Origin of the sequence: Pseudoxanthomonas wuyuanensis (assembly GCF_900215535.1) — a bacterium.
GTDB lineage: Bacteria > Pseudomonadota > Gammaproteobacteria > Xanthomonadales > Xanthomonadaceae > Pseudoxanthomonas_A > Pseudoxanthomonas_A wuyuanensis.
This window is the reverse complement of record NZ_OCND01000005.1, coordinates 1-17,374: the sequence shown is the minus strand read 5'-3', so window position 1 is coordinate 17,374 and position 17,374 is coordinate 1. Positions and strand designations below refer to the sequence as shown.

Sequence of the window (17,374 nt, the reverse complement as noted above, 5' to 3'; positions counted from 1 at the left end):
TCGGGGCGGCGGGCCCAGGCGGCTAATGAAGCGATGTCAGCGCAGGTGCGATCAGCGCTTCATGTCGCCGCGTTAGTCTTTAGCGGCGGCCAGATCCGTTGACTTGGCATCCCATCCGCCGCCCAAGGCGCGAATCAGATCCACGGTCGCCCGCGCCCGGTCGCCCTCGGACTGGATGAGCAACTGCTGGCTGCGCAGGTGGGTACGCCCGGCATCGACCACCAGCAGATAGTCGGCATCGCCCATTTCAAAGCGGTTCTTCGCCGAGGTGGCCACACGCGAGGACGCCAGCTGTGCTTGCTGCTGATACACCACGCGCTCATCGATGGTCCTGATCGAGACCAGGGCATCTTCCACTTCGCGGAAGGCCTGCAGCACGGTCTTGCGATACTGGCCCACGCGTTCGTCGTAGAGCGCGCGAGCACGTGCCACATCGGTCTTGCGCTTGCCGCCATCGAAGATGGGCAGATTCAACACCGCACCCACCAGCGGGCCCAGCAGGAACGTGCGCTGCGACCAGTTGGCCAGGTTGCTTAGTTCCAGCGACTCAAAGCCGCCGGAGCCGGTGAGCGAGAGCGAAGGAAAGAACGCCGCCTTGGCCACGCCGACGCGGGCATTTTCCGCCACCATCGCGCGCTCGGCCGCCGCAATGTCCGGCCGCCGTTCCAGCAGCGTGGACGGCATGCCGGCAGGGATCTGCACCGTCACGTGCTGGATCTTGTCGACCCAGAGCGAGAAGCTCCCCGGCGGCTTGCCCACCAGCACGGCCAAGGCGTGCGAGGTCAGCGCGTACTGCTGTTCGATGCTCGACAGTTCAGAGCGTGCCGCCAGCAACTCGGTCGTGGTCTGGTTGACAAGGTAGCCGGCCACGGCGCCGGCCTGCTCGCGATCTTCCTGCACCTTGGTGGCTGCTTCTCTGAGCGTCACAGTTTCCCGCAACAGCTCACGCTCGGCTTCCAACTGGCGCAGGCTGAAGTAGGTCCGGGCCACATCGGCCTGGACCACCAGCAACATCTGGTGCGCCAGTGCGGTCTGCTGCTCGGAATCAGCGCGGGCGGCGGCAACACCGGAGGCCACGCGGCCGAAGAGATCGACCTCATAGGCAATGGAGGTCTGGGCACGCCACAGGGTCTGAGTAGACCCGGGTGCGCCATCTCCTTGGCCTGCGGCTGCGCCACTGGTGCGCTGCCGTGTCGGCCCGAAGCCGGTGCTGATCTCCGGAAGGCGAGCAGCTTCACTGCGTGAGGTCAGCGCACGGGCCTGCTTGATCCGCGCCATGGCGATGCTCACGTCCGGATTGGCGGCCAGTGCTTCTTCCTGCAGGCGCACCAAGGTCGGATCTTCGAACAGGTTCCACCACGGCGAGGCATGGGTCTGCTCTGCCGGCTCGGCCGACTTCCACACGCCGACTTCATCGCTGGCATCCAACACGGGCTGGGTCAGGTTGCTGGTCTGTCCGTAGCTGGAGGGAATCTCGAAGTTTGGGCGATTTTCCTTCGGTGCCAGGGAGCAGGCTGAGACGAACAGCGCGCACATGATGGCCAAAATCGGACGGGTAACCCGTTGCGTGCCACCAGGAGTTGTCAGGTTCTGGAGCTTCATGACTTGTTCTCCGAATGAGCCAATTCAGGGTGATGGGGAACGATCCCGGGCGCCTTGTGGTGTGCCGCCGAGTGCAGCGGCTTGCCTCCACTGAGAGCGCGCATGACCACGTAGAACACCGGGGTGAGGAACAGGCCGAACAGCGTCACGCCGATCATCCCGAAGAACACCGAGATACCCATGGCCTGGCGCATCTCGGCACCGGCACCGGTGGAGAGCACCAACGGCACCACACCCATGATGAAAGCCAGCGAGGTCATCAGGATCGGACGCAGACGCAGGCGGGAAGCTTCCACGACCGCCTTCAGGGTCGGCATGCCGGAAATCTCCAACTCACGCGCGAACTCGACGATCAGGATGGCGTTCTTTGTTGCTAGCCCCACAAGGACGATCAAGCCGATCTGGGTAAAGATGTTGTTCTCACCATCGGTCAGCCACACGCCGAACAACGCCGAGAAGATGCTCATCGGAATGATCAGGATGATGGCCAGCGGCAGGGTCAGGCTCTCGTACTGGGCGGCCAGCACGAAGAAGACCAGCAGCACGCACAGTGGCAAGATCCAGATGGCGCTGTTGCCCGCGATGATTTGCTGATAGGTCAGATCGGTCCATTCGTAGGTCATGCCCGGCGGCAATGTTTCAGCCGCAATCCGGTCGATGGCCGCCATGGCTTGGTCCGAGGAGTAGCCCGGTGCGGGACTTCCCGTGACGTCGGCCGAGGTGAAACCGTTGTAGCGCAGCACCTGGTCAGGGCCGTAGGTCTGGCTCACCGTGGCCACCGAGGCGATCGGCACCATCTGCCCGGACTCGCTACGCACATGCAGCTGACCGATGTCATCGGGCTTGGAGCGGTACTGGCTGTCGGCTTGCATGCGGACCTGGTACACGCGACCCAGGAAGTTGAAGTCGTTGACGTAGTACGAGCCCAAGAATGCCTGCAGCGTGCCCAGTACCGCCGGCGTCTCCACGCCCAGCTGCTGCGCCGTGGCCCGATCAACGTCCACCTTCAACTGCGGAACGTTCACGGTGTAGGTCGAGTACAGCGGGCTCAGCTCCGGAGCTTCGGCTGCCTTCTGGATGAAGGCCTGCGTTGCCTTGTAGAGCTCTTCGTAGCCCAGGTCGCCACGATCCTCAATCTGGAACTTGAAACCACCCAGCGTGCCCAGTCCGTAGACCGGCGGTGCGGGGAAGATGGCGGCGAAGGCGTGGCCGATCTTTGCGTACTCCTTGCCAAGATCTGCAGCAACGTCATCGGCGCTGACGCCGGGACGATCCTTGAAGGGCTTGAGCAGCACGAAGGTCAGTGCGGTGCTCGAGCTCTTGGTCACGCCATTGATCGACAGGCCACTGTAGCTGGAGGTCCCCATCACGGCGGGATGCTTCAGCGCGAGCTCATTCATGGCATTCATGGTCTCTTCGGTGCGATCGAGCGTGGCACCTTCCGGCAGCTGCGCCAGGCTGACCAGGTATTCCTTGTCCTGTGCCGGCACGAATCCACCCGGAACCCGATCAGTCAGCCACCACGTACCACCCAGCAGGAGCGCGTAGACCACCAGTAGCGCGCCCTTGCGCTTGAGCAGGACGGCCACCTTGTTTCCATAGGACTCCGATCCGCGATCGAAGAAGCGATTGAAGCGGCCAAAGAAGCGACCGAACAGCTTCTGTGTCACGCGCGTAAAGCGGTCAGGCGCCTCGCCATGACCTTTGAGCAGCAGGGCCGACAGTGCGGGGGACAGGGTCAGCGAGTTGACCGCTGAGATCAGCGTTGAGATGGCGATGGTGACGGCGAACTGCTGATAGAACTCACCGGTCAGACCACTCAGGAATGCTAGCGGCAGGAACACCGCCGACAGGGTCAGCGCGATGGCGATGATCGGGCCACTGACCTCCTGCATCGCCTGGTAGGTCGCCTCACGCGGCGACAAGCCGCTGGCGATGTTGCGCTCTACGTTCTCCACCACCACGATCGCATCGTCGACCACGATGCCGATGGCTACCACCAGTCCGAACAGCGAAAGCGTATTGATCGAATAGCCGGCCAGCAGCAGGAAGGTGAATGTGCCCACGATCGAGATCGGCACCGCAAGCAGTGGGATGATCGAGGCGCGCCAGGTCTGCAGGAACAGGAAGACCACCAGCACGACCAGCGCCACCGCTTCGAGTAGGGTTTTGATGACGGCGTCGATACCGGTCTGAACCGCCTTGCTGGGCTCATAGACAACGCGGTATTCCAGGTCTTCCGGGAATTCCTTGGCCAGATCTTCCATGGCGCTATGCACTTGCCGTGAGATCTCTAGCGAGTTGGCACCCGGTGCTTCCTGGACCGCGACGGCAATGGCCGGCTGGTTATTGAGTGTGGCGCGAATGCCGTAGTCTTCGGCACCGAGTTCGACGCGGGCGATGTCGGCCAGGCGCGTGATCGCACCCGAAGCATCAGACTTGATGATGATGTTCTTGAACTCATCCGGCGTCTTAAGCCGGCCATCGGCATTAACGGTGAGCTGGAATGCGGCTTGGGGCGTAGTCGGTGCGCTGCCGATGGTGCCCACGGCGGCTTGTATGTTCTGGCGCCGAATGGCGCCGGCAACATCGGTCGCGCTCAAACCACGCTCAGCTAGGGCCGCCGGGTCCAGCCAGACGCGCATCGCATAACCACCCGGTCCCCATAGGACGACGTCACCAACGCCCGCGATACGGGCCATGCGGTCCTTTACATGCAGTACCGCGTAATTGCTGATGTAGTTGTTATCGAAGGTCCCATTGGGGGAGACCATGTGCACGGCGATCGTGATGATCGGCGAGCTCTTGATGGCTGTTACGCCCAAGCGCTGCACATCTTCAGGCAGGCGTGGCTGGGCCTGCGACACGCGTGTCTGTACCAGCTGTTGGGCTTTGTCAGGATTCGTGCCGAGCTTGAAGGTGACTGTCAAGTACAGGTGACCGTCACTGCTGGCTTTCGAGTCCATGTAAAGCATGTCCTCGACGCCGTTGATCGACTGCTCCAGGGGAGCTGCCACTGTCTCAGCGATCGTCTTGGCATTGGCGCCGGGGTACTGCGCATGCACGACAACCGAAGGTGGAATGACCTGTGGATACTCAGAGACAGGCATGTTCAGTGAGGCAACGATGCCGGCAAGCAGAATCAATGCCGATAGGACGCACGCAAAGATCGGCCTATCGATAAAGAACTTGGAGATGTTCACTGCAGGCCTCCTGCCACCGCATTGGCGGCGGGCTTGGGCGTTTCAGCGACCACAGCAGACACCACGGTGCCCGGGGCGCGGAAGGCACCATCGACGATGACCTTGGATCCGGCCGGCAGGCCGCCACGCAGGACGCGGCTGGTGCCCTGCAGCGGGCCGGTTTCAACAACGCGCCGTTCAACTTTGTTTTCCTTGTTCACCACCAGGACGTACTTGCGATCCTGGTCCGTGCCCACCAGGGCGTCCTCAATGACGACGGCCTTGTACGGAACGCCGCCTTGCAGTCGGATGCGCGCCTGCAGACCGGGCAGCATCTCGGGGCTGACCTCATCGATGCGGGCGCGAACGCGCACGGTGCCCGAGCGCGTGTCCATCTGGTTGTCGAGCGTTTCGATGGTGGCCGAGTACGAGAAGGCGTTGTCGTTGGCCAGTCCCACCTTCACCGTCGGACGCGCGCCAGCCTTGAGGGAGGGCGCGATGATGCGCAGGTAGCTCTGCTCATCGACACTGAAGGAGGCATAGAGCTCGCTGTCGGAGACGATGCGGGTCAGCGGCACCGAATCACCGCCAGCGCTGACGACATTGCCGGGGGTGATTTCCGCACGCGAGATGCGTCCGGAAATGGGGGCGCGAACTTGGGTGTAGCTCAGCTGCAGTTGCGCCTGCGCAAGCTCTGCCTTGGCGCCCTTCAGGGAGGCGGCGGCCTCGCGGGCGCCATGGTCGAGGGCATCGAAGTCCTTGCGGGAGATCGAGTTGGAGGCGATCAGCTTCTGGGCACGGGCCTGTTCCAGCTCGGTCAGGCGGCGCTGCTCGCCGACCTTGGCCAGGTTGGCCTGGGCCTGGTGGACCTGCGTCTGGAACGGCGCCGGATCGATGGTGAACAACAGGTCGCCCTGCTGGACCTGCTGGCCGTCCTTGAAGTGGACCTTCAGCAGCGTGCCGGGGACCTTCGGGCGAACATCGACCACGTCCACTGCCTCCAGGCGGCCGGTGTAGTCCTGGGTATCGGACACCGGACGTTCCGTGGCGTACTGGATCTTGACCACCGGCACTGCGGCGGCCGGTTCAGCCTGGGCGTCGCTGCCGGCTCGAAAGAAAATGGTCCCAGCGCCTGCAATGGCAATCGCAACCGCTAGAACTGCTACTTGAGGCTTATTGAGGGTTTTCATAACAAGGGCCTGGTGGAGTGGGACGGCTGGCAGTCTGTGCCTGCGTTTTCGCTCCATCTAGACCAAAGACTGGCTATCTTTATTGCTCCATGTAGAATAATTGCCGAAAGACTTCCCCCAAGAAGTGCTGGTATAGAGCCATCCAAGCAATTTCTCGAACCGGCTTATTGTCAGTGCGACAACAAACCTGGCCTCGGAGGCCATGATCCGTGGATCGCTTCCAGTCGATGCAGATCTTTACGCGTGTGGTCGAAATGCATAGCTTCAGTCGTGCGGCCGACAGCCTGTCCTTGCCCCCTTCGCGGGTCACCCGCGCGGTCAAGGAGCTGGAGGCATTTCTTGGCGTTCGCCTGCTGCAGCGGACCACGCGTCACATCAGCCTGACGCCAGATGGCACGCTCTACTACGACAATTGCAGAAAGCTGTTAGCCGATCTGGAAGCGATGGAGTCCGGTTTTCCCGGAAGTGCGGGCCGACCCCGCGGGCGCTTGCGCGTTGACATGACGCTCTCGCTGGCACGCCTGGTGGTGCTGCCCTCGATCAAGGATTTCCAGTCGCGCTTTCCGGATGTAGAGCTCACCCTGACAGCGGCTGATCGCACCGTCGAGCTGGTCCAGGAGGGCATCGACTGCGTAATTCGCGCCGGCATCCCGGAAGACTCGCCTACGCTGGTGGCCAAGCGTATCGGCGCCTTTGAGTGGGTCACCTGCGCCTCACCCGAATACCTGGCCACCTCTGGCACGCCACGGACGCTGGAGGATCTGGTCGATCACCATGCGGTGGGCTACCTATCCAGTCGCACCGCACGTTCGATGGAATGGAACTACGTGGTCGATGGCGAGAGCCGAAGCATCACGATGCGCGAGCGCCTGATCGTCAATGACACCGACGCCTACGTAACCGCCGCGCTGCAGGGACTGGGCATTGTTCGTCCCGGTAGCTACATGGTGCTGGAACACCTTCGCAAGGGAAGCTTGCGCAGGATTCTGTGCGACTACGCAGCGCCGCTGGTGCCGCTGTCGGCCATCTATCCCAAGAATCGCCATCTATCGCCCACGGTGCGCGCCTTCGTGGACTGGATTGCCGAAATAGTAGGCAACGCGGAGAAAGACTGGCGCTTGGATGCTTACAACTAGGCCGGGCGACTACCGCTAGACCACGCGCTCGCGTGCCAGTGCGCCAATCCGCTTGAGCGACGAGCGCACAACAGGTGAGAGCGGGTGTCCAAAGTTGAGGCGAATGAAGTGATCGAACCCGCCGGCAGCGGTGAACATCGGACCTGGTGCCAAGCTGATGCCGTCGATGCTGGCGCGGACTTTCAAGGGATAGCTTCCCGCTTCCTCCCTGACGAACTTGCGCGGGCAGCAGGGGTAGCGACTTCGTGAGTTTCGCGGGCCACAGTATGGGTGGAAGAGACTGCCAGCCATATTGCCTCCAGATCCACCGGCACGAGTACTAAGCAAAACGTGCATGTCCGCAATCGACCCGAAGCAGTCATCCGATGAGTGCCGCCCCCGATTCTCAGCGCAGTTTCACTCGATCCAGCGAGTCATCCACGGTCAACCCGACTTACCGCCATCGAAAAGGGAGAGCATGATGAGCCAGTCTGATCTCGGCGTAAGACGCACCCCAGATCCGAACTGACCGGTAGGGAAAACCCTGCAAGGACCGGGGCAGTCTGGTGATAACATCCTGTGGCAGGCTTTGAACCCACGGGCCTGAAAACTTCTCCGGGGGAGAGAGCGATGACGAGCCAAGAGGAAGGCTCCGCGCCGATTGAGATCGAGGCGTGGTTGAACAGCAAGACCAGTTGGTTGCGAGCGGCCGCGCATGATCTGATCACCCACCGGCGCATGCCGGACGAAGCAGGCATCGACGCGTTGGCAGATCACTGCCTGCAAGAAGCCGCAAAGGAGTTAAGCCAGGATTCCGCTCTGCTGGAGCCCGGCGCCATTGCCGGCACCCCGGGGCGCGCAGGACTGCGACTGGAACGGCTGTTCGATATTCGCGGTGTCAATGCGTTGGGCGATCAAGCCCAGCTCGAGCTGAGGGACGCGGACTTGGCGATCGTGTATGGCCCCAACGGGTCCGGCAAATCCGGCTACGCGCGTTTGACCAAACACTTGTGCGGGGCGCGCCTGGCGGGTCCCATGCATGGCCACGTCTTTTTGGGCGCCACCGAGAAGCCCGCTGCAACTGTGGAAATCAGGGCAATTGGTGAAAACGGGCCGGCGGCTGAAACGTCCGAGTTGGCGTGGGATCTGGCGAATGGGCCGTTGCCCGAGCTGAAAGCGATCCCGGTATTCGACACCGTGACGTCCGTGGAGTTCGGCGACAACGCGACATCGGCCACGCACATGCCTCGGTCCATGGTGTTCATGGGGCGTCTCATCGAAATCTCCGATCGCGTCGGCGCCAACCTGCGCAAGCGAGCGGATCTGCTGGTGAAACAGCTGCCGCAGATCAATGCGGACTTGTCCCAATCACAGGCGGCTAAGACGCTTCGGGGGCTTCTTAAGCCTAATGTCCAAGACGCGACCATTGACGCCGCTTGCAGCGTATCCGACCAGGAACGCGTGGACCGGGTGGCCTTGGAAGCGGCCTTGGCACAGGCCAACCCGGCTGAGCTCCATAGCAAGGTGGTCAAGCAGTTGGAGCAGCTCGCCAAGAGCAAGCAATCGGCGCTGGATCGAGAAGGAGCCACCTCCGCCGACCAAGTCAACGCAATCATCGCTGCTCGAGCAGGGGCCACCGGCAAGCGAACGGCGGCTAGCGCGCACGCCACCGCGTTCTTCAACAAGGTGCCGCTGAAAGGCGTTGGAGAAGAGGTTTGGCGCCGCTTGTGGGCGGCTGCAGAAGCATATTCAAAGGCCTCGGCCTACCCGGATCACGAGCACCCGAACGTCGACGAAGGGGCTAGATGCGTGCTGTGCCAACAGGAACTCGGCACCGACGCCAAAGCGCGTATGCTCGGGTTCTCCGAGTTTATTCAGAACAAACTCCAAGCCGATGCAGCGGCCGCCGAAACGTACGTCAGCGACCTGGTCAAGACATTGCCGATCACACCCGACGAGCAGGTGTGGGCCACCGTGAGCCAAGCCGTGGGCTTGGACGTGGACGTTGGCGAAGTACTGCGAGTGGCCGCGGACGCGCGAACCAGTGCTTTGAAGACAGCCTCCGACGTGGCGGACGTCCCCAGCGTGGATTGGTCGGTTTGGCACGTCGCGCATGCCAAACGGACCGCAGATCTGGAGCTGGAACGCGATCAGCTTGCTGGGTTGATTGACGTGGAAGGCAGAAAAGCCAGTCAGGAGCGGCTGCTCGAGCTGCGGGGCAAGGAGTGGCTGGCTGCAAACGTTTCCGCCATCAAGGCCGAGGTCAAACGCCTGACTGTGGTCGCGAGGCTTGAGACGGCCATCCGTTTGACGGCGACGAACACGCTCACGACGAAGAACAACGAGATCGCCAGCGCAGAGTTGGCACAAGGGTTCTGCGATCGCTTCAACGCCGAGATGCGGAAGTTGGGCGGCAAAGGCTTGCCGGTGGTAATGAACCACAAGTCCCAAGGGAAAGGCCGATTCACGTTCTGCACGGAACTGCTAGCTCCCAAACAGGACGTCCACAAACGCGAGGTGTTGAGCGAGGGCGAGCAGCGGCTTATTGCCTTGGCCGCGTTCTTGGCCGATGCAACCGGAAGCAATCGTTCCATCCCTATCGTGTTCGATGACCCCATCTCATCGCTGGACCAGCGGTTCGAGGAGGCGGTGGCCGCGCGGATCGCCGAGCTTGCAGAGAGCCGTCAAGTCATTGTGTTCACCCACCGGTTGTCGCTCATGGCCCTACTGCAAGACGCTCACGAGAAGCGCGTCGAAAAGGGTTCCAAGGTCCGCTGCAAGGTCATCGCGATCGGGCGGGAAGGGCAACAGACGGGCGTGCCGTCCTCGGTAGACACGTTCTCGCTGAAGCCCAAACCTGGGCTGGGCCAGCTCGTCAGTGACATGGGCGCCGCTAAAAAGCTGGAGCCAAAGTTCAAGCAGATGGCATTGAAGGACGCCTGCAGCACCTTCCGCATCCTGGTGGAGCGCACGGTGGAAATTCACTTGTGCGCGAACATCGTTGGGCGCTTCCGCCGCGAGATCAAAACAATGGGGGTGCTCAAGAAGCTGGTGGCTATCGAACCGCCGGATTGCATCTTCATCGACGATTTGATGTCGAAGTACTCCGCCTTTGAGCACTCCCAGCCGGACGAAACGCCCACCCACTTGCCCGATCCCGACGAGATCATCGCCGACGCCACCGCGCTTCGAGCGTGGATCGATGATTTCGAGAAGCGGGCCAAAAGCGCCGCAGACGGAAAGGCGGCAGCATGAACTCACCCGACCTCAAGCAGCGCGTTACCCAGAAGGCGGAGCGCTACAAGTTCGCCGGGGCCAGTGACGAGGAGAAGTCGGAGCTTCTGAAGGACGTCTTGGCGATGGCAAACACCCACCAGGACGGCACCGGCCACCTGTTGCTGGGGTTTAAGGAGCGCGCGCTCATCCTGCAGAGGTCGTGGGCTTAGGGCCGGACGGCGCCCTAGTCGGATGTCCGCTTTTGGCCGATAGCGGACAGGCAGGCCATCAGCTGGTCCACGCAAGTGGTCCTGGCCGACAGCAGGTGTCCGCTCATACACCGTCTCGGCGTTGCATGAAGGAGAGGAAGGATCCATTGACACGGATGCTGGCATCGCTAGCGATGACGTTCAATCGATGCGATAACAGTCTCTACTAGGTAAGACCCACTATGTCAGAGCAAAGGGGATGGGAGATGATGCCATCGAAGATTCTTGATCTGCACACGCATGTGTTCAATGCTCGCAGTTTGCCTTTGGCGAGCATCATCGCCGATGCGATGAAGAAGGATTCCAGCCTGCTGGCCACGTTAGTGGCGCGCTTGCTTTACTTCCTAACCGGCAGTTCTTACGAATCTTCTGTGTTCTCCAGCCTGCAGGCACGGACTGCCGGCATGGCGGTTCAAGAAGACACCGAGACGTACATCGATGCCATCTGGGCCATTACAGAGAGAGAACTGATCGCCACCACCCAATCCGAAGCACTGATCGAGGGTGGCCCGGCCGCTATGGCCACCCTGACCCCGGGGTCGTTGGCCGCACAGCGGATGGACACGTCTGAGCTCATGGCGCTCATCCGTGAGCTGGATCAGATCGATTACCTCGCCGAGGGCTGGATACCCGATGAAGACGATCCGGCCCAGGATGCAGGCATCCTCAACGTCGAGTTCGCGCCAGACAGCTTGGCGCTGCGGCGCGCGGAGAAGGCGGTCAAACGCGCCTTTCGCCGTTTGGGCAAGCTGATGGATCCCGATGCCTGGGGGCGATACACCAACTACATCGAATTCTTCTTCACGCTTCTGAGCTCAGAGCGGCGCATGCTGGATCGGTTGATCGACGGCTACGGCTATGGCTTGCCACCCTTGCGGTTTGTCCACTTCATGATGGACATGCAACTGGCATACCCGTCCAAGAGACCGCCTTACTACGCACCTTACCCTGAGCAAATGCAGCGCATGCAGCAGCTGCAGCGAGACAGCCAGGGCGCCTTGCTGGGATTTTGGGCATTTGATCCTCGCCGCGAGCAGTGGAGAACGTGGGCTGAGCAGGCACTAGCCAAGGGCTTTCTTGGCTTCAAGTTCTATCCGGCGATGGGATATCGGCCCGATGGTGATGAGAAGTACGCACAGGTGATTGAGGATTTCTATCAGTTCTGCGTGGAGAAGGATGTGCCTATCTTTGCGCACTGTACCCCGGAAGGTTTCCAAACCCGACGCGAGGAAGGACACTTCGCCAACCCCAGCTACTGGGAGACCGTGTTGTCACGATGGCCTACCCTACGGCTGTGTCTGGGCCACGCCGGCGGCGGCAAGGCAGGCAAGGGTGAGAAGCTGTCCCATGGCTGGGATGCGGTCTCCGAGGCGGAATGGAGTCATCCCAACAATTACGCCTATCGAGTGGTCACACTATGCAAACGCTACCCTAATGTCTACTGCGAAGTCGGACACTTGGCTGAACTATTGGGTGAGACAGGCAGGAAACGTTTTTTAGACAATCTGGCACGTGCCGAGGCCATACCCGGCGAGTACGCATTCCTGCACAAGCTTGCCTACGGCACGGACTGGCATATGCACACCATGATCAGTTCGACGCGCCGCTTTCTTGATGGCTTCCTGTCGATGTTCAGCGATCCGTTGTTGGCGCCCTATACCGATCACTTCTTTTGGAAGAACGGCTATACGTACTTGAAACTGCCGGAGTAGGCCAGTTGAGGACGTTCGCGGCCGGCAGTGGTAACGGGTCTGACATCCTCGTCAGCAGCGATAGAGCTTCTGTGGAATCCAAGGGGTGGGTATGAACACTTACGTTGTCAGGTTCATGGGGATCCTGCTATGCGCCATGCCGGCTATGGCTCGCGCGCAACCGGCCGATTCGCAAAAGCCTCCTCCGCCTTCACAGAAAATCCCTGACCTGCGTCAAGTCAAACCGATCATCGTCTGCGGCGGGTGTGATCAACCCTTTGATCCAGCCACTCACAAGGATGTGCTGGAGACTTTGGTGGCCAGCCCGTATATGAGCCAGCTACGCAAAGCGTTGTACATGCAGGATGTTGTTTATCAGTTCGCCTCCAAGGCGCACTTTGACAACTGTGATTTCGACAATGCCATAGCCTATGTCGGGGAGCGACTTGATGAGGTGGATCGCCACGTAGAAGCCGCGAGAAGGGCCAAGGATAGTGGCGATCGGGCCTTGGTCGAGTCCACCGTCAAGCAGGCCTTCTTTGCCTTGGGGCAGGCACTGCATGGTATCCAGGATTTCTATGCCCATACTAATTATGTCGAACTCACGGTGGGTCAGGCTGCAACGTCCAAGGACATCCCCATCGTCTCGCCATGGCAGGATGCCGGCAAACAACGGATCACCGCCTTGAGGGATCAAGGCTTAGTATCAGGCTATGTTTTCTGGGGCTTTCCTCAGAAATGCCCCGCGGGTACGCCCAGTCACGCCGCATTGGCCAAGGATAAGGCGACCACGCCTAGTGGCGCCGTCAAAGTGCCCCATCTTCAGAACCGCAATCGTTACCAGATTGCCGCCCAGTTGGCGCGCGCGGACTCGCAGGCGCTGATAGATCATGCGTTCCTTCGTTGGCCCTTACTGAAGGAGGTCAACGGGCAGTACGCCGCCTTCGAAGTGCTTGTCGATCGCCGGGGCCTCTAGCATGCACGGCGTGCTGGGCAGGATCCTTGTCGCCTGCGTCCTGCTGATTGCCGGGCACAGCGCTTGGGCCGAACCGGTTCCTTCATGCCGGCTAGACCAGCCAGGGGCGCAAGTCGCCGCCAGCATCACCCGCCTGGCCATACAGGGCTACGCGCGTTTGGGCCACCCACTTCCCTTCCAGCAGGTGATCGCCAATCCCGACCATCAGACCAGTACGCCGCAAGCACTGCGCATTTATGTGATCAAGGATGGCTCAGTCGATGCGGTTGGTGCGGATGGTTGTCTGACTGGAACGATGGCGCTGACCGTGGGCGAGGAGCTTGATCCCATCAGCGTCAGGGGAGGTTGCATCGCCGCGGCGGGCAGGATGGAGATCCGGTGCTCTTCACAGGCCGTCCAGATGTTCGGCAAACAGGGGACCAGGCCAGGTTTGGCCAATCCGGCGCTGTTGTATGTGCTGGCGCACGAGCTTGGCCACCTCCTGCAACGCCGTCCAGGTGAGTATGCCGGGCGGGTGGAGCCCATTGAGCTGGCACAGTCGCAGCCGGCAAAGCTGGACATCCTGCGTGAGTCCTGCGAACCGGGCCTGACCGGCGCGGAAGAAGAGGCGGATCGGCTGGCCGTGCAGGTACTTGCGGCCTTGGTGCCGGAGCCCCCGTATCGGGAACGGTTGTTCTCCTCGAAAGGCTCGATGTTGTGGGCCGTTGACCAGCTGAACATGGCAGCCATCCAATGGCGCAGCGCCACGCTAGAGCGTGAGTTTATCAGTCAACCGACGCCACACAAGAGCTTTGTGCCGACGGTGTTTCCAACGCCGGCAGAGACCATCGACACTAATGCCAAGACATTTGTATGCGAGGTGCTAACCGGTACGACTGGGGTGATTCACTACCCTGGTCGAGCCACCACGCATCCGGTGTTGGAAGTGAGGATGCAGCGTGTGGCTGAGGTGCTGCGCGTGTTGGCCGCACAATCTCCCGGCACCGGGGCCGAGCAGGAATACCAACCTATCTCGATCCTGCAGGAACAGCTAAGCGACATCCTGACCTTCATGTACCGCGAAACAGGCGTATACCTTGAGGCGGTACAGGATGCGATCTGCTCGCGTGTAAACAGCGACGATCCGCTCGATCACTGCTCACCATAACTGAGCCTAGGCAGCATTCTACAGCTTGCCGCTATCGGCTTGCAGCCCCAACTGCCCCTCCTAGCACTATCAAACCTGGCAGCCTCTCATTCGTGTACGTGTAGCTTTCATCTTGAGGAGGTTCGGCCGCGCCCAACAGCATCTCGCGGGCGAGGAATTGGCTGTCTTGAAGAGGTTGCTGGTCCAGTTCGGCAATCCCGATGAGCTTGAAGCGGTACATCCGCCCCGTCGCTCCGGTGTCCGCTGAATCCTGGTAACTCAACCCATGCATTCTTGCCATAAGCGTTGGACGGCGCTGATGTCTGCTATCGACCCAAAGTGGACATCCAGCGGATGTCCGCCGCCGGTGCTCAGCGCATGTCCAACCCGTCCAACGGACTGACGGTCTTGCGTACTTCCTGCTCCACGTGGGTGTAGATCATCGTGGTCTTTAGGTTCCGATGGCCAAGCAGCAACTGGATCGTCCGGATGTCGGTGCCTGCCGCCAGCAGGTGGGTAGCAAACGAGTGTCGGAGGGTGTGGACTGAGGCGTGCTTGGCGACGCCCGCCTGCTGTAGGGCGGCCTTGAAGGCGGTCTGGACCCCAGACTCCGAGGCGTGCCATCGGAGCCGGCGACCTGTCTGCGGGCAGCAACGCACGACGCGTGATGGGAACAGAAACTGCCAAGCCAAGCTCTGGCTGGCGCCCGGGTACTTCCGCTCCAGAGCATTGGGTAGTGGCGCAAATCCAGCGCCGCGCGCTACGTCCTGCCGATGCAGGCTGGCAACACGAAGTAGCTGACGTTGTAGGGAGCGTTGTAGGCGACCAGGCAATATCGTGGATCGGTCCTTGCCACCTTTCCCCGCCCTGACATGGATCAGGCCGGCCTTCAGGTCTACATCCTTGATCCTAAGTGTCATGCACTCGGTGACCCGCAATCCAGACCCATAGAGCAGGTGTGCCATGGGGGCGGTGGTTCCTTCCATCTGTCCTAGCGCAGCGGACACCTCATCCGCGCTCAACACGACCGGCAGTCGGTCCCTTCGCTGGACGCGCCTCAGTTCGCCGAGATGGCCAACCTCCACTTCAAGGACATCGCGATAGAGGAACAGCAGAGCATTGAGAGCTTGGGACTGAGTAGATGCCGCGACACGCCCCACGGAGGCCAGATGGTTCACGAAACCCACGATGCCGACCGGGCCTACGGCGCGGGGGTGCTGCCGGTTATGGAAATGGATATATCTGCGGATCCAGAACCGGTACGCCTGTTCGGTCCGGGGGCTTAGATGCCGCCGACGGCATACCACGGACACCTGGTCCATAAGCCGCAGAGGGGGAGTGGTGGTGCAAGTGGGGTCGCCCCATAACGGTCGCTCCTGTAAGGGTCAAACGAAGGCAGCGTACCCTCCGTCAAGCGAGCTGTGGGGTCCGGTTATACGTTGGCTTGTTAGCCGGACCCAGCAGCCCTAAGATCGAGCTATAACAAGGGGATAGCCCGCCATACGGTGTGCTGTGGATAAGTCGTATAACCGGACCCCGGGTTCCGGCTATTAGGTAGTTAGGCCTGCTCGGTGAGCGATGCATAGTTTTGAGTCAATGGAGGATGCCTGCCGAGTTGCAAGGCAGGTCCTGGCTGGAGAGGTTGATCCAAATCTCGGCTGTGGTCTGATTGCCGCCATCGGCGAGAAGCTCGGATTCCCTGACTCACTCGATACTTTTCTATTGCTTGGTCATGAGCAGTATGACCATGAGGGTCTCGGCATTACGGCAAAATCATGTGTTCCAGATATTCTTGAGGCCTGTCGTGTACTTCTCGCACCACAGGCCTAACAATTCGTTCAAGCCGAGCCCGCATCGTTACGGCGTTGATCTGACAGTTGGCCAGGGCGGGCCGGCTTAACTCAGGCGTTAGGCGGCTATGGAAGCAATCGATGTCTTTGGGCCAAAGCTAAGCGCGATGCTCGTCGCGCTTGCTGTCGTCTACTTCCTGATTTCGTTCGCACCGGTATGGTGGCCCGCGCTAAAAGTGTTCCGGACCAATCCCAAGTTGCCTCGCCCACTTTTGTTTGTCGCCATTGTTGCTGCTCTGGTCTACGGCGTCTTCTCGTTCTTAGCCTTTGCAGTACTGCTTCCTGTCGAGGCTTACGGCATCTTCGTTGCGCCGTCGCTAGAGACCGCCAATGTGGCTTATGGCGCTGGCTTACTCCGCATCTCAGGATTCTTCGCAGATTACTGGTGGATCCTCGTTCCTCCAGTTCAAATCCTGCTCACCTGGTACATTACGGCCCAAGTCGGCAGGCGGTGGGCGCACATTTGCGCGGCGCCGCCTAACAATTCATTCAAGCCGAAGCCGCTTCGCGGCTCGGCTTAATTCAGGCGTTAGACCTTATGTTCGTTCTCTCGGAGCAGTTGGACACAGACGGCGATCCGCACCTGCCGTTTCGTCGGTACGCGGAGTACTTAGAGCAGCATCGCTCAAAGTTCCCCGTCGCCGCTTATGACCTGGCCGCCTCTGGCCTACTACTCAATGCAACCGATCCTAATTGCCCACACGACGGTTGGCTTGAGTGGGCTAAGTTTGAGGAGCCGTCGGAGGGAGATCGTCACGAGATCCGAAGCCTTAGCTTTCGGATTCGCTTGCTTGGGGCTTACCACGATCGATTTATTGAGCTGTTCTATCCTGAGGTTTTCTCATACACCATGAGCAATCTTCGTGCGGCAGCGGGCCACTTCGATTGGCGCTACAGCGAGATTCGGCTAAGTGACGGTGGCAAGGTCATTCACGAGATCGAGTGGGCTGGCCCGCCTGGCCTCAATGCGCGCTGGGTGATTGAGGCATCAGATGTGCAACTACAGACCTTTCCACTGGATAAGGTCTAACAATTCATTCAAGCCGACGCCGCTTAGCGGCGCGGCTTAATTCAGCAACTGTCTTGTGATCTTGGCTGTCAGGCGGCCAACTGCCCTTCCGCATGCAGCTCGTCACGTCGTCTGGCGTTGACGATGC

General features: G+C 60.7%; 14 protein-coding genes. 9 read left to right on the top strand and 5 right to left on the bottom strand.

Features of this window, described 5'->3' with window-relative positions; translation table 11 throughout:
* Nucleotides 1-72: 72 nt before the first annotated feature.
* Genes CRO39_RS11165 through CRO39_RS11155 form a run of 3 tightly spaced genes read right to left on the bottom strand, consistent with a single transcriptional unit; the run spans nucleotide 73 to nucleotide 6,031 of the window.
* Nucleotides 73-1,602, bottom strand: a complete 1,530-nt coding sequence (locus tag CRO39_RS11165; protein ID WP_097122043.1) for an efflux transporter outer membrane subunit — start codon at nucleotides 1,600-1,602, stop codon at nucleotides 73-75.
* Nucleotides 1,599-4,805: an efflux RND transporter permease subunit gene (locus tag CRO39_RS11160; protein WP_097122042.1), complete on the bottom strand. Its 3,207-nt coding sequence runs from the start codon at nucleotides 4,803-4,805 to the stop codon at nucleotides 1,599-1,601. The genes CRO39_RS11165 and CRO39_RS11160 overlap by 4 nt, the downstream gene beginning before the upstream one ends.
* The gene (locus CRO39_RS11155) at nucleotides 4,802-6,031 is read right to left on the bottom strand and encodes an efflux RND transporter periplasmic adaptor subunit (protein WP_202926318.1); all 1,230 of its coding nucleotides are present in this window, start codon (nucleotides 6,029-6,031) and stop codon (nucleotides 4,802-4,804) included. Before CRO39_RS11155 ends, CRO39_RS11160 begins: the two co-directional genes overlap by 4 nt.
* Before the next feature lie 152 nt (nucleotides 6,032-6,183).
* Between CRO39_RS11155 and CRO39_RS11150 the strand changes: the two genes are divergently transcribed.
* Nucleotides 6,184-7,110 (top strand): LysR family transcriptional regulator, encoded by a 927-nt coding sequence (locus CRO39_RS11150; protein WP_097122040.1) that lies wholly within the window; start codon nucleotides 6,184-6,186, stop codon nucleotides 7,108-7,110.
* A 15-nt stretch (nucleotides 7,111-7,125) separates the two neighbouring features.
* Here the strand turns inward: CRO39_RS11150 and CRO39_RS20920 are convergent, their stop codons facing one another.
* On the bottom strand, nucleotides 7,126-7,296 hold the full coding sequence (locus tag CRO39_RS20920) for a hypothetical protein (protein WP_162125834.1): 171 nt from the start codon (nucleotides 7,294-7,296) through the stop codon (nucleotides 7,126-7,128).
* A 423-nt stretch (nucleotides 7,297-7,719) separates the two neighbouring features.
* Between CRO39_RS20920 and CRO39_RS11145 the strand changes: the two genes are divergently transcribed.
* The 5 genes from CRO39_RS11145 to CRO39_RS11125 all read left to right on the top strand — a co-directional run bounded on the left by CRO39_RS11145 (nucleotide 7,720) and on the right by CRO39_RS11125 (nucleotide 14,388).
* A complete protein-coding gene (locus tag CRO39_RS11145; protein WP_097122039.1) occupies nucleotides 7,720-10,344 on the top strand; it encodes an AAA family ATPase in 2,625 nt (874 codons plus the stop codon).
* Nucleotides 10,341-10,535, top strand: coding sequence for a hypothetical protein (locus tag CRO39_RS11140; RefSeq protein ID WP_097122038.1), 195 nt, complete (start codon nucleotides 10,341-10,343; stop codon nucleotides 10,533-10,535). Before CRO39_RS11145 ends, CRO39_RS11140 begins: the two co-directional genes overlap by 4 nt.
* A 245-nt stretch (nucleotides 10,536-10,780) precedes the next feature.
* On the top strand, nucleotides 10,781-12,286 hold the full coding sequence (locus CRO39_RS11135; RefSeq protein ID WP_176520197.1) for an amidohydrolase family protein: 1,506 nt from the start codon (nucleotides 10,781-10,783) through the stop codon (nucleotides 12,284-12,286).
* 91 nt (nucleotides 12,287-12,377) lie between these two features.
* Nucleotides 12,378-13,241: an HET-C-related protein gene (locus CRO39_RS11130; protein ID WP_097122036.1), complete on the top strand. Its 864-nt coding sequence runs from the start codon at nucleotides 12,378-12,380 to the stop codon at nucleotides 13,239-13,241.
* A 1-nt stretch (nucleotide 13,242) separates the two neighbouring features.
* Nucleotides 13,243-14,388, top strand: coding sequence for a hypothetical protein (locus CRO39_RS11125; protein ID WP_097122035.1), 1,146 nt, complete (start codon nucleotides 13,243-13,245; stop codon nucleotides 14,386-14,388).
* Nucleotides 14,389-14,738: 350 nt separating this feature from the next.
* Here CRO39_RS11125 and CRO39_RS11115 read toward each other — a convergent pair whose 3' ends face one another.
* Nucleotides 14,739-15,689: an integron integrase gene (locus CRO39_RS11115; RefSeq protein ID WP_097122033.1), complete on the bottom strand. Its 951-nt coding sequence runs from the start codon at nucleotides 15,687-15,689 to the stop codon at nucleotides 14,739-14,741.
* 256 nt (nucleotides 15,690-15,945) lie between these two features.
* On the opposite strand from CRO39_RS11115, the gene CRO39_RS20500 reads away from it, so the two are divergent.
* The 3 genes from CRO39_RS20500 to CRO39_RS11105 all read left to right on the top strand — a co-directional run bounded on the left by CRO39_RS20500 (nucleotide 15,946) and on the right by CRO39_RS11105 (nucleotide 17,247).
* Nucleotides 15,946-16,197 carry a hypothetical protein gene (locus CRO39_RS20500; RefSeq protein ID WP_141400771.1) on the top strand — a complete coding sequence of 84 codons (252 nt, stop codon included), beginning with the start codon at nucleotides 15,946-15,948 and terminating at the stop codon, nucleotides 16,195-16,197.
* Between the two features lie 88 nt (nucleotides 16,198-16,285).
* Nucleotides 16,286-16,738 carry a hypothetical protein gene (locus CRO39_RS11110; RefSeq protein ID WP_141400770.1) on the top strand — a complete coding sequence of 151 codons (453 nt, stop codon included), beginning with the start codon at nucleotides 16,286-16,288 and terminating at the stop codon, nucleotides 16,736-16,738.
* A gap of 17 nt (nucleotides 16,739-16,755) precedes the next feature.
* Nucleotides 16,756-17,247 carry a hypothetical protein gene (locus CRO39_RS11105; protein ID WP_097122031.1) on the top strand — a complete coding sequence of 164 codons (492 nt, stop codon included), beginning with the start codon at nucleotides 16,756-16,758 and terminating at the stop codon, nucleotides 17,245-17,247.
* Nucleotides 17,248-17,374: the final 127 nt, after the last annotated feature.

Excerpts from the sequence above, each read along its gene's own strand:
- CRO39_RS11165 (WP_097122043.1), bottom strand. The coding sequence starts at position 1,602 with ATGAAGCTCCAGAACCTGACAACTCCTGGTGGCACGCAACGGGTTACC.
- CRO39_RS11155 (WP_202926318.1), bottom strand. The coding sequence starts at position 6,031 with ATGGAGCGAAAACGCAGGCACAGACTGCCAGCCGTCCCACTCCACCAG.
- CRO39_RS11145 (WP_097122039.1), top strand. The coding sequence starts at position 7,720 with ATGACGAGCCAAGAGGAAGGCTCCGCGCCGATTGAGATCGAGGCGTGG.
- CRO39_RS11140 (WP_097122038.1), top strand. The coding sequence starts at position 10,341 with ATGAACTCACCCGACCTCAAGCAGCGCGTTACCCAGAAGGCGGAGCGC.
- CRO39_RS11135 (WP_176520197.1), top strand. The coding sequence starts at position 10,781 with ATGATGCCATCGAAGATTCTTGATCTGCACACGCATGTGTTCAATGCT.
- CRO39_RS11130 (WP_097122036.1), top strand. The coding sequence starts at position 12,378 with ATGAACACTTACGTTGTCAGGTTCATGGGGATCCTGCTATGCGCCATG.
- CRO39_RS11125 (WP_097122035.1), top strand. The coding sequence starts at position 13,243 with ATGCACGGCGTGCTGGGCAGGATCCTTGTCGCCTGCGTCCTGCTGATT.
- CRO39_RS11115 (WP_097122033.1), bottom strand. The coding sequence starts at position 15,689 with ATGGACCAGGTGTCCGTGGTATGCCGTCGGCGGCATCTAAGCCCCCGG.
- CRO39_RS20500 (WP_141400771.1), top strand. The coding sequence starts at position 15,946 with ATGCATAGTTTTGAGTCAATGGAGGATGCCTGCCGAGTTGCAAGGCAG.
- CRO39_RS11110 (WP_141400770.1), top strand. The coding sequence starts at position 16,286 with ATGGAAGCAATCGATGTCTTTGGGCCAAAGCTAAGCGCGATGCTCGTC.
- CRO39_RS11105 (WP_097122031.1), top strand. The coding sequence starts at position 16,756 with ATGTTCGTTCTCTCGGAGCAGTTGGACACAGACGGCGATCCGCACCTG.